9 protein-coding genes, 1 pseudogene and 1 riboswitch are annotated in these 15,947 nt (G+C 57.5%); of the genes and pseudogenes, 9 read left to right on the top strand and 1 reads right to left on the bottom strand.

The genetic code is table 11. From position 1 onward, the window contains the following. Positions 1-434: 434 nt before the first annotated feature. A pseudogene (locus tag ABD796_RS25250) lies at positions 435-1,397 on the bottom strand (LCP family protein); the annotation flags it as partial. A 380-nt stretch (positions 1,398-1,777) separates the two neighbouring features. On the opposite strand from ABD796_RS25250, the gene bcp reads away from it, so the two are divergent. The 9 genes from bcp to ABD796_RS25205 all read left to right on the top strand — a co-directional run bounded on the left by bcp (position 1,778) and on the right by ABD796_RS25205 (position 15,134). Further along, positions 1,778-2,248 (top strand): thioredoxin-dependent thiol peroxidase, encoded by a 471-nt coding sequence (bcp, locus tag ABD796_RS25245; RefSeq protein ID WP_344913206.1) that lies wholly within the window; start codon positions 1,778-1,780, stop codon positions 2,246-2,248. Positions 2,249-2,498: 250 nt separating this feature from the next. Continuing rightward, positions 2,499-3,944, top strand: a complete 1,446-nt coding sequence (locus tag ABD796_RS25240; protein ID WP_344913204.1) for a polysaccharide deacetylase family protein — start codon at positions 2,499-2,501, stop codon at positions 3,942-3,944. Between the two features lie 57 nt (positions 3,945-4,001). Then, complete coding sequence (locus ABD796_RS25235; protein WP_344913201.1) at positions 4,002-4,994, top strand: AAA family ATPase; 993 nt, start codon at positions 4,002-4,004, stop codon at positions 4,992-4,994. Then, entirely contained in the window at positions 4,991-6,205 is a 1,215-nt protein-coding gene (locus ABD796_RS25230; RefSeq protein ID WP_344913199.1) for a DUF58 domain-containing protein, read from the top strand. The genes ABD796_RS25235 and ABD796_RS25230 overlap by 4 nt, the downstream gene beginning before the upstream one ends. Continuing rightward, on the top strand, positions 6,192-8,666 hold the full coding sequence (locus ABD796_RS25225; RefSeq protein WP_344913197.1) for a DUF4129 domain-containing transglutaminase family protein: 2,475 nt from the start codon (positions 6,192-6,194) through the stop codon (positions 8,664-8,666). Before ABD796_RS25230 ends, ABD796_RS25225 begins: the two co-directional genes overlap by 14 nt. 243 nt (positions 8,667-8,909) lie before the next feature. Then, positions 8,910-10,328, top strand: coding sequence for a hypothetical protein (locus ABD796_RS25220; protein WP_344913195.1), 1,419 nt, complete (start codon positions 8,910-8,912; stop codon positions 10,326-10,328). Between the two features lie 106 nt (positions 10,329-10,434). Then, positions 10,435-11,973: a glutamine-hydrolyzing GMP synthase gene (guaA, locus tag ABD796_RS25215; protein WP_344913193.1), complete on the top strand. Its 1,539-nt coding sequence runs from the start codon at positions 10,435-10,437 to the stop codon at positions 11,971-11,973. A gap of 209 nt (positions 11,974-12,182) precedes the next feature. Beyond that, positions 12,183-13,364 carry a cation:proton antiporter gene (locus ABD796_RS25210; RefSeq protein WP_379120644.1) on the top strand — a complete coding sequence of 394 codons (1,182 nt, stop codon included), beginning with the start codon at positions 12,183-12,185 and terminating at the stop codon, positions 13,362-13,364. A gap of 108 nt (positions 13,365-13,472) precedes the next feature. Next, positions 13,473-13,573: riboswitch (purine riboswitch) on the top strand. A gap of 184 nt (positions 13,574-13,757) precedes the next feature. Continuing rightward, positions 13,758-15,134 carry an NCS2 family permease gene (locus tag ABD796_RS25205; protein ID WP_344913189.1) on the top strand — a complete coding sequence of 459 codons (1,377 nt, stop codon included), beginning with the start codon at positions 13,758-13,760 and terminating at the stop codon, positions 15,132-15,134. Positions 15,135-15,947 lie beyond the last annotated feature (813 nt).

Raw genomic sequence — 15,947 nt, 5'->3', positions numbered from 1 at the left:
CCATTCCCGCCGTTAGTGGAGCCTGTCGCACTCCCGGTCCCATTCCCGCCGGAGCTTTTACCGTTAGCTTCCTGCCCAGCGCTGTCCGCTTTGTCGTTCGGTTTGGAATCGGTTCCATTACTGCCGCCGGAAGGACCGGAGGAAACCGGGGAACCCGGTTTTACCGTTCCGTTCGAGCTCCCGGACGTTCCGGAATTGCTGGTGTTCGTCTTGGAGCCCGTCGAGGCTCCGCTTGTCGTGCTCTTGGGAGGCGTTGTTTTGACGGTCGTTTCGTTCGACTTGGGAGGAACGGAAGTCCCGCCCGTTTTGTTGCCGTTCGTCACCGGCTCCGGTTGGCCGGCGCCGCTCGAATTCCGTACAGCACCGGTGCCCGAGCCGGTCTCGGGCGCCTGAACGGTTGTCGAGCCGCCGTCTCCCCGTTGTTCCGTGGTCTCGGTCGAACCGGGCTGGTTCTCCAATTGCTCCTTTACATATTTCTGCAGTTTGGACGGATTTACGGTCAGCACCGAAGCGCCGCCGATATTGTCTTCCTCCAACAGGTTGGAAGGCGGGATCTGCACGCCGTTGACTCCCTGCGCCTTCACCTCGAAGCCGAGCGAACCGAGTTTGATCATATCGGTAATCGACAAGTTCGTTGTAATGTAAGGATCGATTTTGTTCAGGATGCTCGGCAGGCGGATAATCGACAAGGTCGACTGCATTTCTTCCGCAACGGCCGTCAGAAATTTGCGCTGGCGCTCGGTACGCGAGTAGTCCGAGAGCGCGTCGTGACGAAAGCGAACGTACTGCAGCGCCGTTTTGCCGTCCATGTGCTGCAATCCCTTTTTCAAGTTAATATCGAATTCAGGCTCCTCCGAGTCGCGGTACTTCATGTCCTTCTCGACATCGATCTCGATGCCGCCGATCGCGTCGACCAGCGCCATAAAGCCTTGAAAGTCGGTGTACACATAGTATTGGATCGGCAGGCCGAGCAGTTCGCCGACCGTTTTCATGGCCAGATTCGGTCCGCCGACGGCAAAAGCGGTATTGATCCGGTCCTGTCCATAGCCGGGAATTTTCACGTACGTATCGCGCAATATCGAAAAGAGGGACGCCTTCTTCGTGACCGGATCGACCGATGCGATCATAATCGTATCGGAGCGCGGTGCCTCGTTCTTGGACGTGCCGCGTGCGTCGGCACCAAGCAGCAGGATGTTGACCCGTTCCTTGCCTTCCCACTTGGGAGGGGCTTCCTCCTGTTGACTCATATTTTGGGCTTTGAATTGGGTGAAGAAAGGTTCTTCTTTTTTCTCTTGAATATGGGTGCCGAATTGGTACAACGAGTATCCATAATAGCCGATGACGCAGAGGATGACCGCTGTGCAGGACAAAGCGATCCACTTCACTTTCCGCCACATGTGCTTCCACTCCTTCTCAAGTCCCGTTGGATTTTTCATCCATCGCCATATCGTGTATAGTTAAGAAAAATGTCGGTCCTGTCGGAAATTCGGCAACATTCAACAAAGTTAATGTGTCCAAAATGTGCCGCGTTATCAATTCAATTATAAGTGCACGGGAAAGCGCGCTGCAAGTCCGAACCCTTGTGCGGCCGCAGATTGGCCGATGCGAATAGACGCCGACGCTGGGAAAATCCGCTATGTTAAACGTTTCGCAGCGACCCGTGCCTATTATGGTGTAGGGTGTCGATCTTTTGGTTTTTTTCGGGAAAGACCACTTCTTTCTGACGCGCCAACCGCCGGAAAAGTTCAATCAATGTAAAAATGGGGGGAGGCCCTGTATGCAAGAGCTGCAAATCGGGCAGCCCGCGCCGGACTTTACGCTTCCGGCCGGGAACGGAAAAAATGTAAGACTGGGGCAATACATAGGCAAAAAAGTCGTCCTGTTTTTTTATCCGCAGGACATGACGCCGACCTGTACGACGGAAGCTTGCGATTTTCGCGACAGTCTGGCGCGGTTTCGACGCAGCGGCGCCGTCGTGCTGGGGATCAGCCCCGATCCGGTACAGCGCCACGTCAAATTCGCCGAGAAGTACGACTTGGACTATCCGCTGCTTGCGGACGAGGAGCTACAGGTGTGCAAGCTGTATGACGTATGGCAGCTGAAAAAGCTGTACGGAAGAGAATATATGGGGGTACAGCGGTCAACCTTTCTGATCGACCGGTCCGGCGTGCTCGTCCGGGAATGGCGGAACGTGAGGATCAAGGGACATGTGGACGCAGTGTTAGCGGCCGTCAAAGAACTGCAATAATGTGCATGGGGGCAAGGACGAACTCATGCAGGGATCAGGGAACCACAATGCGGAATGCCGCCTTGTGGTTTTTTTTTTACGTGCCTAAAGGTTAACTTCGTGAAGGAATGAGGACGGGTTGCCGCTTATCCTTGAACGATGCGCCGCACCCAAGAGATCCACAATACCGGCATACTCCGCGTTCCTCTACCATATACATACTCTATCATTGCCACTACTTAGTCGATAGACAGGTTCGGAGGGAACTTATATGAAGTTGCGGCCGGAGAGGGCGTTCGCAGCAGTCGGCAAAGCCGGATTTGCATGCAGATGGATACTGTTTACCATCCTGTTCTTCAGTTTATGGCCCGGGGTCCGGACATGGGCGGACGGCGGTTCTCCGCCTATAGCCGATTCGGCCGCGTTCGCCGAATTGCAGGCGAATCACCGGCTGCCGGATACGCGAGCCTACGCAGCGCCGGAAAGCCCGACTGTCTATTTGACGTTCGACGACGGCCCGAGCGAACATACCGGCGCGGTGCTTGATATTCTGCAGCAGGAACAAGTGCCAGCGACGTTTTTCGTGTTGGGGCAAGGGGTCGACGCCCGCCCTGAGCTGGTTCGGCGCATTGTGCGCGAAGGCCATGCGTTAGGCAATCATTCCTACGACCATGTATACGACAACTTGTACGGCAGCTTCGGTTCGTTCTGGCAGCAGGTGCAGCGGACGGAGCGGGCTTTGGAAACGAAGGCCGATGCGAGCACCCGTTTGCTGAGAGCACCCGGAGGGACTTATACGAATTTTGACGCTTCCTACTTCTACTATTTGGAACAAGCGGGCTACGCCATATTCGACTGGAACGTCGACAGCGGGGATTCCAAACGCCGCGGCGTGCCGGCCAAGGAGATCGTCAAGGGCGCCACCGATCTCTCGAACACGCACAAAACCCCCAACCAGATCGTCGTGCTGATGCATGACGGAGCCGGTCATGGCGAGACGGTAAAGGCACTTCCCGAAATTATCCGGTTCTATAAAGACAACGGATACGCGTTCGCGTCGCTTTCCCCCGACGTCAAGCCGGTACAGTCTTCGCTCGGCAAACTGAAATGGCAGCGGAGCGAGAACTACGCCGACTACGCGGCCAGGCTGGCGACGTCCCGCGAGCACGCTGCAGGATGGGGAGGGGCGGAAGCCCATGTAGTCGCAGAAACGGAGCGGCCGGTTACGGAGATCACCGCGGAGCAGCATCCGGAGATCGACCCGAATTGGGTCGCGTCCTCCTCGCCGATCCCGGTCCCGCCTCCCCTTCCTCCGTTTACGCTGCGGCTGGCGGCCGGAACGTTGACGCTCGATAGCGCGGATTACCGGTTCGCGGACGACCGCCTTTACGTACCGCTGCGCGGATTGGCCCAGGCGATGGGAGCGACAGTCGAATGGCGAGAAGGCAGCAGGGAGGCGGTTATTCGCTATGGGCTCGTTCAAGCCGTCTACGACATTCCCCACCGGACGGTTACGGTCAGCGCCCCCGGCAAGCCGGAGAAGAGGCTCGTGCTGGCGGAGATGAGTCTGAGCGAAGGCAAGCTCTACGTGTCTCCGCATCTGGCCGTCGAGCTGCTGGGCGGGCGGATCGAGGAATACAAGCTGGGAGAGCAGCAGAGCGAGGTGCATAGAGCGGCAGGCCCCATTCTCCGAAAAAATAATAGAATCGGCGTCTAAATCGCTAGAATCAGGGGAAAACTGAAAGCTATCAAGCTTCATCGGGAGGTTTTCCTTATGGCTCAAGGACGCAGCGCGCCGTTGCCGTTCGATTTCAGACGACAATTCGTGGACCGGATCGTGCATCATGTGGAGAAGGCGATTATCGGCAAGAGAGAAAGCATCGAGATGGCCGTTATCGCGTTTTTATGCGGCGGTCACGTTCTGTTGGAGGATGTGCCGGGCGTCGGCAAAACGGTGCTCGTGCGGGCTTTGGCCAAGACGGCGGATGCCGCCTTCAAACGCATCCAGTGTACGCCGGACCTGCTTCCGTCGGACGTGACCGGCGTGTCCGTCTACAACCGGCAGAGCGGGCAGTTCGAATTTCGGCCCGGACCGGTGATGACGAATATTTTGCTGGCCGACGAAATGAACCGGGCTTCGCCGAAGACGCAATCGGCGCTGCTTGAAGCGATGGAAGAGAGGCAGGTGACGGTGGACGGGGAAACGTACCGGCTGCCGGAGCCGTTCCTGCTGCTCGCGACGCAAAATCCGTTCGAGCACGAAGGCACGTATCCGCTGCCGGAAGCCCAACTCGACCGGTTTCTGCTCCGAATCCGGCTCGGCTATCCAGAGGAGAAGCACGAGGTAGAGATGCTGGAGCGTTCGCAGGAGCGCAATCCGCTCGACGAAGTGAAGACGGTCGTGCTGCGCGAGGAATGGCTGCAGCTGCAGCGCGAGGTTCGGGCCGTCCATATGGACGACACGCTGCGTCATTATATCGTCCGACTCACCTCGGCTACCCGCACTCACCCGGACGTGGCATTGGGAGCGAGCCCGCGGGCGTCGCTTTCGCTCATGCGCACCGCCCAAGCGAGAGCATTGTGCAGCGGCCGCACGTACGTCGTCCCCGACGACATCAAGCAAATGGCTGTCGCGACGATGGCGCATCGTCTTGTGCTGCAGCCGGAAGCGCGCTACACGGGCAAATCGGCCGAATCGGTCGTCCGCCAGCTGCTAGCGGCCGTTCCCGTACCGGCGACCCAGGCCGCTTCCGGAGGATCGCGATGAGTGGGCGTTGGAGCTGGGGCAATTTTGCCGCCGTAGCCGCTTTATGCGCCGCTTCCTATTACTTGTACGAATGGCGCGGCGGCTACTCGTCCGCCTTTTTATTCCACGGTACAGCAGCCCTTCTGGTGCTGTCGTTCGTGTCGCTTGCGCTCGGATTGGGGCGCGTAGACGTTCGGCGTCAGCTGCCGAATAGCCGTTTTTTTGCCGGAGAGGACGCCCACGTGCTCGTCACGCTGCAACGCGGGAGCACGATTCCGGCGGGCTGGCTGATCGTGTCCGACGTGTGGACGGACGGCTTGGCAGAGCGCCGTTACAGCCGCCTGCTGTTTCCGGGCTTCCGCTCGACGATGCGGTTTCGTTACAAATTGAACAGGCTTGCCCGGGGGCAATACCGTTTTTTGCGTATGGAGGTGGACGCGGGAGACTGGATCGGTCTGCTGCGGCAAAAACGGGTGTTTCCTGTGGAGTCGGTTTTTACGGTGTATCCGAGACCGCTCCCGCTTCAGCTATATGCGCATGGAACGGCCGACGACTCGGAGCGGACGGCTGCCCCCAATAGGCCGGAAAACCGCTCGACCCCTATCGTCGCTTCGATTCGCGCTTATGCGGCTGGCGATCCGATGCAGCGCATTCATTGGAAAGCCAGCGCCAGAACCGGCACGCTGCAAACAAAAGTGTCCGATCCGTTCGAGTCCCGGAAGCTTGCAATCGTGCTGAACGGGACTAGCGCGGGCCAGACGGACGGAGAGCTGTTCGAAACCTGCGTCCGCGCCGCAGCTGGGTTAATCGAATGGGCGGTCCGGCAAGGCTCGACGGCCGGACTGCTGATCGGCAGCGCCGTACCGCTCAGGGAGCCGTTCGAACGGCGCAGCGATCCGGTTTCGGCCTACGAGCTGCTGAGCCGGGCGCGCTCCGACGGCGTCGTGGCGGGGGCGGAGCTGCTGCTGCGCGAGTCGGCCGGCTGGCCTCACGATTGCTCCGTCGTATATATCACCGCCGCATTGGACGAGCCGCTCGTACGTGCTGCCCGTATGATGCGCTCCGGCCGTCGCGGGCTTGCGGTGTGGTTGGTCCGTCCAGATATGCCGCAAGACGGCATGCAAAGCCGGTTCCTGCAGGAGCTGGAAACGGCCGGCTGCCGTACGTCCATCATCAGATCGACGCGCTCGCATGCCTTCGAGACGGGAGGTGCGGACGATGTCATTGCCTGAACGGTCTCTCTTGCGCGATGGCGTGGCCGCAGTCCTGCTGTTCGCTTTGCTGCTGGAATGGCTCCGTCCGCTGCTTGACATATCGGAATGGAGCGGCGTTTACCGGATCAGTCCGTTTGTCGTGGCGTTCGCCCTGTTCGTATGTACGGATTGGCTGAGAATGTCCCCATGGATCGCCTGGCCGGCCAAGCTGCTCGTCTGCTCGGGAATCGTCGGCTATTTGTTTGACCCCGGGACGTTCCCCCATCCGTCGTGGCTGCTTCGTTACGCCGGACTGACGATGAAAGACTTCGTCGCGGCGGCGGACGGGGACTGGACGGCGATTAGTCCGGACAACCGGACCATGCTGTTCGTGCTCGGCTGGTCGATGATGATTACGGTCATTTACTCCTCTGTCGTGGAGCGCAAGCAGGCGCTTTGGTTCGTAGCCGCCACCCTGTTGTATTTGCTGGGGCTGCAGCTGTGGCCGGGGGTCAATACGGCGAATGCGATTATCCGCACGGTATGGCTTGGCTTTTTGCTGATGGGGTTACAGCAGTTTTCCCGGTTGGAAAGCCGCTTCTCGCTGCGAAGGAGGACCGCGGGCTGGCCGCTTGGCTGGCTTATGGCCGTCCCGCTGCTGCTTTCGGCAGCCGTCGCGGCCGGTCTATGGCTTCCGTCAGAAATGCGCAGCGGCGTTATGCGGCCGCTCGACACCGGGAATTTGGCCGATACGTTTGCCTCCTGGAGCGCCGGCGGCGCAAGGACGTACCCGTCGCTGGGAGAATCTGCGGCATCCCGCGGCGCGGCGCGAACCGGCTACGGCGGAGACGATGCGCTGCTGGGCGGGCCGGTCGTGCCCGACGACTCTGTCGCTTTTACCGCAACGACGGAACGGCTCACCTATTGGCGGGGGGAAACGAAAACGTTCTACACCGGCAGAGGCTGGGAGAGCGGGGGGAGTGTCGACGAGGGGGCGAATCCGTTGCCGCAGCGCTCCATGGAGCAGCAAGTGACGATTGTCGACAGCTCCTTGGCCGGACGAATATTCGCGGGCGGGCCGGTGGAACGGATCGATGAACTCGTGCTGCGCAGCGGGCGGAAGCTTTCCGTCGAGGACGATTTGCTCCGCGTGCATGAGGTCTACTTGCTGAACGATCCCGACAATCGGGATCCGCTTCGTTCGTACAGGCTGACGGTTCGCGTACCGGCGGCGCCGCTTCAGCCCGATTTTGCCGCCGGGAGGGATGCGCACACTCATGCTGCGGACGACGCTCTGGGCGGAGGGGCGAGGGCAAGCGACGAGTCTTCCGCACCGGAGGCCAGGACGGTTCGTGACGACAGCCAGCAAGGCCCAGAGCACACGGACGCTGCGACGAGGCCGCCTGAAGCAGGTAATGGCGAAGAAACGGGACGAGTGGCGGCGGAAGGCCGCCCTGCCGTAGGCGACGGCACGAGCATAGCCGGACTGGGAGTCGAACGGGACCGGTTCCGCGCCGAGCTGCAGCTTCCGGCCGGCATGCCTGGCCGGGTGAAAGATTTGGCCGAAGCCGTTGCTTACGAGGGCAGGGATGATGGAGAACGGGCCAAGATGATCGAAGCTTTTCTGAAAACCAATTATACGTACCGGCTCGACGCTCGGGAGCTGCCGAAGACGGCGGACGATTTCGCGGATACGTTTCTGTTCGATACAATGGAAGGCTATTGCGATTATTTTTCCACAGCGATGGTCGTCATGCTGCGTTCGGTCGGAATTCCGGCCCGCTGGGTCAAAGGCTTCGCCCCTGGCGAGGTGGACGACGAGGGCGGGCAAGGCAGGCCGATGCACGTAACCGTGCGCAATCGCGACGCGCATTCGTGGGTGGAAGCGTATATAGCCGGCAGCGGGTGGACGACCTTCGATCCGACTCCGGGCAATGCAGTTGTCGCCGCTGGAACGGATCCTGAGGCGCAAGCGGTTTTTGCCGCCGCTTCGCTGGAGAGAACAGAGCCTTCTTCGGGAACGGCATGGACGGACCGGCTTGTGGGAGGACTGCGGGGCGTACGGGCCCGCTTGCTTGAGTCGTTCGGTCTATCGGGGAGTGACGGCAAGGGCTTTGTTCCATGGATGGCAGCCGGTCTGCTGTTGCTGATCGTGCCTACCCTATGGATGGTAGCGCGCCTCGCAAGGGGGAGCCGCTCGCCCGATCGGAACGGCGGCGCCTTCTCCGCCCATTACGGCGTCAAGCCGGGCCGGCCTTCGCATCGCGCGTTCGACAAGCTGTGGCGGACGTTGTTCCGCAGGCTCGGCCGGAAGGCGCCTTCGCTCACCGTGCGCGAATATGTCGAGGGACTGCCTCTGGCGGACCTTTCCAGCCGCGAGGCGCTGATCGACTTCGTCAAGCAGTACGAGGCCGTCCGCTACGGAGGCCTCCCGTTATCCTCCTCCGCCAAACGCGCGCTCCGGCACTTGCCGAAGCGGGTGAAGCGGACCAAGAACTAAACCGAACGATCTATCAGCCCGTTGCCAACAAGGCGGCGGGCTGTTCGCTGCGCTGCCCGGCCGAATCGCGGATTGGAGGTCGTTCGTGTAAAACTGGTATACTTGAAAGCAGAGGTACTTTTGTTCTTGATACAGAACGTTTAACTTCGCTAGAGCTATAAAGCGAGGTGCGGTATTCTGTACCAAGAAAAGCAACTTCCAAAGCACGACACAGTTGGCCGGCGCAGCAGACGAGGAGGACTCATGCATACGAACAGAAAGCTTTTGGCGATCGATGCGATATGGGAGAAATGGGAGCATGCATTGGGCTTGAACGCCATCCTGCGGAAAAGCTGGCTGCTAAGACAGGAGCTGTCGGACCGCAGTACGACGGAATACAGCATTGAATTGGAGTGGGCTCCGTATAGCGGGAAGAACGGCGAGGGGGAGGAAGATGCGGACGGATTGGCAGAGCCGGGGACGGTGTGCGTCAGTATCGATGCCGAAACGGAACGGCTTCGCTCCTACCGTATTGTCCGGGGAGGTCAAAGGAAAGGCTCAGACGAAGACCCAGCGGGAGCTGCGGATGCAACGGAAGGAAAGAGTACGGTGTCTGGCGATGTGCAGCACTTTCCTCTCTCCGCCGAGGAAGGCCGGGGTCTTGTATTGGACTGGCTAACGCTTCATGCCGGTTATGCCCGGCATGCCGAGCGGCTGCAGCTGATGAAGGAACAACAGCGCGAGGACGGAGGATACTCGTACCGGTTTCGCGGCGTCGTTCGCCAAATTCCGCTTTATCCTTCCCACGCCATTGTCGTCGAGACGGACATTGACGGAGCGGTGATCGCCTTTCATTCCTACGGGGCCGGGGCGGGAGAGGACGACCTTTTCCCGGATTCCGATTGCCACGAACCGGAGGCGGCTGCGATCTCCGAAGCGGCGCGCGGCTGCTGCAAGCTGGTCCGGGTACCGGAAAGCATGGGCGAAGCCCGATGGGTATATGGACTCGAAGAGACGTTCGTCGACTTTCGCACCGGCGAGACGGTGCCATACGAATTGAATGTGAGATACATGCTGGAGAAGCCGTGGGACATGCCGATCGTTTGGACGAGCGAGCCCGGCGAGGGGGAAAAGCAGGCAGCGAAGCCGTTTGCCAGCCCCCGAAACGGCCATATGGGCGAACGGTTGCGTCAGTTTGCGGCAGAACGGGAAATTCGGGAACCCTATATCGATGAAGGGGCGAAGCACCCCGACTCCGAACCGATCCGGGAGGAGGAGCGGGAACGTATTTATACGGCGGTACAAAGCTGGGCGAAAGCCGCCAAGCCGGACGAGTCCGGGCAATGGGAGATCCGCCGGGCGATGCGCTGGAACGGCATGATCTCGGTTATCGTCTCCCGCAGCGATGCTGCGTACGCCGAGTTGTTCGGCAAAATCAAAGTGCTGCTGGAGCCGTTCGACTATGCTATCATTGACGTAATGGAAGCGGCATCCCTGACGGCTCCCGCCGTTCCGGAAGGACTGATCGGCAGCGAGGAGGCTTGGGCGACGCTGGCCGAGCATGTGACGGCCATGCCTTATTTCGTATGGGATCCCGGTCAGACCCGTTATCGGCTTCTGCATTTGCTCGACTGTCAGAAGTTCGTCGACGGCGTCACCGGAGCGCGTTTGGACGATCTTTAATAAGGGCCGGTTCCTTTTTCCTTGCCTTGTCTTCCTGCCTTTTATATAATAATCTCTATTGAAAATGAATGAAAAAAGAGGCGGTATCCGCTTCAAGGAGGCTTTTATGAGCAAGCCGAACGAAATGATCGTCGTATTGGACTTCGGGGGTCAATACAACCAATTGATTGCGCGCCGCATTCGCGATTTGGGCGTGTACAGCGAACTTCTTCCTTACAACACCTCTGTGGATAAAATTCGCGAGCTGTCTCCGAAAGGAATCGTATTCTCCGGCGGCCCGGCCAGCGTGTACGAGGACAACTCGCCGAAGGTAGACCCCGGCATCTATGAGCTGGGCCTGCCGATTATGGGCATCTGCTACGGCATGCAGCTGATGGCGTACCAGTTGGACGGCAAAGTCGACAAATCGAGCAAGCGGGAATACGGCAAGGCCGACGTGGAATTCAATGACGGCTGTCTGCTCGTGAAAGGCCTCGAAAGCAAACAAACCGTATGGATGAGCCACGGCGACCATGTGTCGCAATTGCCGGCGGGCTTTGTCGTCGATGCCAGCACCGAGCACGCTCCGGTGGCTGCGATGAGCAACCCGGACAAGAAGTTTTTTGCCGTCCAGTTCCATCCGGAAGTGCGCCACTCCGTCTACGGGAACGAAATGATCCGCAACTTCCTGTTCGACGTATGCGGCTGTGCCGGGGAATGGAGCATGGGGACCTTTATTGAGGACACGATCCGGGAGATTCGCGCCGAGGTCGGCGACCGTAAGGTGTTGTGCGCGCTCAGCGGAGGCGTCGATTCGTCCGTTGTGGCCATTCTGATCCACAAGGCGATCGGACCGCAGCTGACGTGCATGTTTATCGATCATAATTTGCTGCGCAAAGGCGAAGCGGACAACGTAATGGAGACGTTTGTCGGCAAATTCGATATGAAGGTCGTCAAGATCGACGCACGCGAGCGGTTCATGTCCAAGCTGAAAGGCGTCGACGACCCGGAGCAGAAGCGCAAAATTATCGGCAACGAGTTTATTTACGTCTTCCAGGAAGAATCGGCCAAATTTGACGATTTCGAATTTTTGGCGCAAGGCACGCTGTACACGGACATTGTCGAGAGCGGAACCGCTACGGCGCAGACGATTAAGTCTCACCATAACGTTGGCGGACTACCGGAAGACATTAAGTTCAAGCTGGTCGAGCCGCTCAAGGCGCTGTTCAAGGACGAAGTGCGGAAGGTCGGGGAAGAATGCGGCTTGCCGGAGGAAATCGTCTGGCGTCAGCCGTTCCCTGGACCGGGTCTGGCCATTCGCGTATTGGGCGAGGTGACGGAGGAGAAGCTGCATATCGTTCGCGAATCCGACGCCATCCTACATGACGAGATCGCCAAAGCCGGCTTGAAGCGCGAGGTCTGGCAATATTTCACCGCGCTTCCGAACATGAAGAGCGTTGGCGTCATGGGCGACGGACGGACGTACTCGCATACGGTAGGCATCCGCGCCGTAACGTCGATCGACGGCATGACCGCCGATTGGGCGCGCATTCCGTTCGACGTGCTGGAGCGCATCTCCAACCGGATCGTCAACGAAGTGGAGAACGTCAACCGCGTCGTATATGACATCACGTCCAAGCCTCCGGCAACTATCGAGTGGGAGTAATCCCAGGCTGAACGTGACGCTCCGGTTGAAACCGCGGGGCATCTGTTGCGTATAGATGTATAAGGTTTGGCAAACAATCGAATACCTGTTTTACCGGAGGAGCCTGTCACCACGGGATCGCTATGTCTATTAGCGGTTCCGCACGTGCAGGCTCTTTTTCTTGCGGATGATTGTGCGCATGGTTTCATGCGGCTTGCCGCATATTAATGATGAGGGGTGGAGAATACGGAGTGGAACTCATTTTTCAACTTGCCGTTATTTTGTTGGCGACTAAGCTTGCCGGAGATATCAGTGTAAGACTGGGCCAGCCTTCCGTGCTGGGAAAGCTGCTGGTCGGCATATTGCTTGGTCCGTCCTTGCTCGGCTTGATTGAACGAACGGACATGATCGACCATCTCAGCCAGATTGGCGTTATTCTGCTTATGTTTTTGGCCGGGTTGGAGACCGATATGGAGCAATTCAAGAAAACGGGCAAAGCGTCCGCTTATGTCGGCGTTGCCGGTATAGCGGTGCCGTTCGGGCTCGGCTATGTCTCGGGGGTGCTGACGGGAATGCCGTCGCTTCAGGCGGTGTTTCTGGGTCTTCTTCTATCGGCGACCAGCGTTAGCATATCCGTTCAGGCGCTCAAGGAAATGGGCAAGCTGCAGACGCGGGAAGGGGCTACCATACTGGGAGCGGCCGTGATCGACGACATCCTCGTCATCGTTGCTCTAGCCTTCGTGATGAGTCTGGCCGGGAGCGACGTTCATCTAGGTTGGATCATCGTGAAAAAGCTGGTCTTTTTTATCGTGGCGATCGGGGTGGCCTGGAAGGGGGTCCCTTGGATGATGCGGGCGTTCGCCCGGCTCAAGATCAGCCAGCCGGTCGTGACGGCTGCTCTTATTCTCTGCTTCGCGTATGCTTGCTTCGCGGAATATACGGGAGTTGCTGCCATTATCGGCGCTTACATCGCCGGACTGGCAATCAGCCAAACCGACTATAAGCACGAAGTGGTCGAGAAAACGGAAACGATCGGATATTCGCTGTTTGTGCCTGTTTTCTTTGTTTCGGTAGGCATCTCGGCGGAATTTTCCGGCGTCATGGATAATATCGGCTGGATTGTCGCGCTGAGCGTCGTCGCAATCGCCAGCAAACTAATCGGTGCCTCCTTCGGTGCAAAACTGGCCGGTTTCGGCTGGGGATCTTCGCTCGGCATCGGAGCGGCGATGGTTTCGCGGGGAGAGGTCGCGTTAATTATTGCTTCCATGGGAAGGGAAGCCGGTCTGATCGATGCGGATATGTTTGCCGGGCTCGTGGTGGTGGTGCTGGTGACGACGCTGGTTACCCCGCCGTTGATGAAGTTGTTCTTCAGCCGGAAAAATCAACCGAAGTCGGAGCAGCTTCAAGCTTGAATAGGTTGCGAAAGCCAATGAAAACGGATAATTCCGAATAAAGGATTGAAATGGCAGCATATTGTTCGGATTTTGTATTGACACCGATTAGGGGAGATTTTAGAATAGGGGAGAATAACATACTGTTTTCGTATAATCTCAAGAATAGGCTTGAGAGTCTCTACGAGATCACCGTAAATGATCTGTCTACGAAAAGGGATATGTGGCCGTATGCCGCCCAGCTCCGCACGCTGGGGTAAGCGGGCCCTTCCCTGGGAGTGGAAACCTGATGTGATCCGATCGATCATCTAAGGTTTTTTTGTTTTTCCGCGCTTATCGCGGGGAAGCAAGCTTCCGCTCCTGCCGGTTTTTTTGTTGTTCCAATTAAATTTATTTAGGAGGAATAGTAAAAAGATGGATCGTCTGTTCAGGTTGAGAGAAAACGGTACGACGGTACGAACCGAGATTATTGCCGGTTTGACCACATTTATGACCATGGCGTACATATTGTTCGTCAATACGCTGTTTTTGGGGAAAACCGGTGCGGGCATACCCGATCATGGCGTCTTTTTCGCTACGGCGGTCGGTGCGGGACTCGTTACGCTGGCGATGGGCTTTTTCGCGAATATTCCAGTGGCGCTCGCTCCCGGTATGGGCTTGAACGCTTACTTCATGACGGTCGTGCTTACCTCGAACGGCCAGATTACTTGGCAAATAGCGCTCGGCGCGGTATTCCTGTCGGGCATTATCTTCATTATTCTCACCGTGACCAAGGTCCGCCAAATGCTGCTGACCGCCGTTCCGGACAACCTGAAGGTCGCGATTACGGTCGGGATCGGGCTGTTCGTGACGATTATCGGCATGAAGCTGTCCAACATCATGATGGTCAGCGTGACGCCGGGAACGGACGTAGCCCAAAATCCGGTGCTGAACTCCAACCAGTTCAATATCGTGCTGGGCAACTTTATCCATCATAAGGATACGGCGCTGGCGCTCATTACCCTGCTTATCATTGCCGTGCTGATGGTTCTCCGCGTTAAAGGCGCTCTGCTGATCGGCATCGTCGTCGCCACCCTGATCGGCATTCCGATGGGCGTGACGAATGTGAGCGGTTTGTCCGGAGCGAGCTGGCTGCCTTCCTTCAGCGATTTGGCTGTTGGCAAGCTGGATATCGCCGGTGCTTTCGGAGTGGGGATTATTGAAATCATATTGATCTTCACGTTCGTGGAGCTGTTCGATACGTTCGGAACGCTGGTCGGGACGGCCAGCCGCGCAGGCTTGCTGAAAGACAAGAAGAAGGGCGAGAAAACGATCGGCAAGGCTATGCTCGTCGATGCCGCAGGCGTCAGCACAGGCGCTTTGCTCGGTACGAGCACGATTACCGCTTTCGTCGAAAGCTCCAGCGGAGTGGCCGAAGGCGGCCGTACCGGTCTGACGGCGGTAACGACCGGCGTACTGTTCCTGCTCGCGCTGTTCATCGCTCCGCTCGCTCTCGTCGTTCCTTCCGCAGCTACGGCGCCTGCTCTGATCATCGTAGGCGTGCTGATGATGGCGCAGATCAAGGAAATCGACTGGACCAATTTCCTTGAGGCGTTTCCGGCGTTTCTGACGATCGTGTTCATGCCGTTTACGAACAGCATCGCCAACGGCATCTCGTTCGGTATCGTTTCGTATACGATTCTGACCGCCTTGAACAACCTGTTTGCGGCGAAGAGAACCCCGATCCATTGGCTGCTGTGGATCATTAGCATCTTGATCGTGCTGCGTTACGCCCTGCTCGGGGGAGAATAGCGCCTTTATGTTTAAACCGAATTCCCTGGCGATCGCATGGCGATTGCCGGGGAATTTTTTAACGTTACAGAAAGCTTAACTTCGCTAAAGCGGTAAGGCGAAGTGCGGCTTTCTGTACCAAGAAAAGCAACCTCTAAAACTCGGATGCGCCATCGAAAAGGCTTCGATCCGTAGCTTTTCTTATAGCTAATGCGTTCGCCCTTTTGTGGACATTGTTACTCGAACTAACTCTGTTGTCATTGAAATATTTTCTGATTTAAATGGCTCTGCCTCAAAATCAGTGCTTGACGTGATGTGAAGGTCCAGAGAGCCTCTTCGTCCCTAACGTCTTAAGAAGCATGAAGAGAGTTGTACGGTTTTTCACACAAGTTGTCTCCAAAGCGATTCCAATTCATGCCTGTTGTGCGAAAAATCGTACAAAAAGCAAGACGCGGCATTCAAAAAGCGAAAAATTTGTACGGTGGCTTTTTAAAACGGGTTTGCAGAACAATATCGATCTAAGCAAATCCGGGTTAAGAGAGCGGGCTGATCATTAAGTCCTCTGCGGCATGGGACTGTTTCCGTAGATCTCCTGCTGATGGTACAGTTCGGAGATGACGAGCATGAGTTGGAGGGAATGCAAGAACATCAGTTATCGCGCTTGCATCTTCGGTACTATTTTGTTATAGTTATTTTCGCCGCACAAAACGGTAAAAAACGACAGCGTAAATGAGTCTTCAAAAAAAAGACTTGCAATCGTAACGCCGGATGTGGTATCTTATAAAAGTCGCCGCTCGGGACCTGAAAATAAAGGAAACGGCGCGAACGCAAGCA

This window comes from Paenibacillus hodogayensis (assembly GCF_039536325.1).
Classification (GTDB): Bacteria; Bacillota; Bacilli; order Paenibacillales; family NBRC-103111; genus Paenibacillus_AB; species Paenibacillus_AB hodogayensis.
This window is presented reverse-complemented; position numbering and strand designations above follow the sequence as displayed.

Bases quoted from the DNA above. Each gene is read 5' to 3' on its own strand.
- ABD796_RS25230 (WP_344913199.1), top strand. From the start codon at position 4,991: ATGAGTGGGCGTTGGAGCTGGGGCAATTTTGCCGCCGTAGCCGCTTTA.
- ABD796_RS25205 (WP_344913189.1), top strand. From the start codon at position 13,758: ATGGATCGTCTGTTCAGGTTGAGAGAAAACGGTACGACGGTACGAACC.
- ABD796_RS25240 (WP_344913204.1), top strand. From the start codon at position 2,499: ATGAAGTTGCGGCCGGAGAGGGCGTTCGCAGCAGTCGGCAAAGCCGGA.
- ABD796_RS25210 (WP_379120644.1), top strand. From the start codon at position 12,183: ATGAGGGGTGGAGAATACGGAGTGGAACTCATTTTTCAACTTGCCGTT.
- ABD796_RS25235 (WP_344913201.1), top strand. From the start codon at position 4,002: ATGGCTCAAGGACGCAGCGCGCCGTTGCCGTTCGATTTCAGACGACAA.
- ABD796_RS25220 (WP_344913195.1), top strand. From the start codon at position 8,910: ATGCATACGAACAGAAAGCTTTTGGCGATCGATGCGATATGGGAGAAA.
- ABD796_RS25225 (WP_344913197.1), top strand. From the start codon at position 6,192: ATGTCATTGCCTGAACGGTCTCTCTTGCGCGATGGCGTGGCCGCAGTC.
- bcp (WP_344913206.1), top strand. From the start codon at position 1,778: ATGCAAGAGCTGCAAATCGGGCAGCCCGCGCCGGACTTTACGCTTCCG.
- guaA (WP_344913193.1), top strand. From the start codon at position 10,435: ATGAGCAAGCCGAACGAAATGATCGTCGTATTGGACTTCGGGGGTCAA.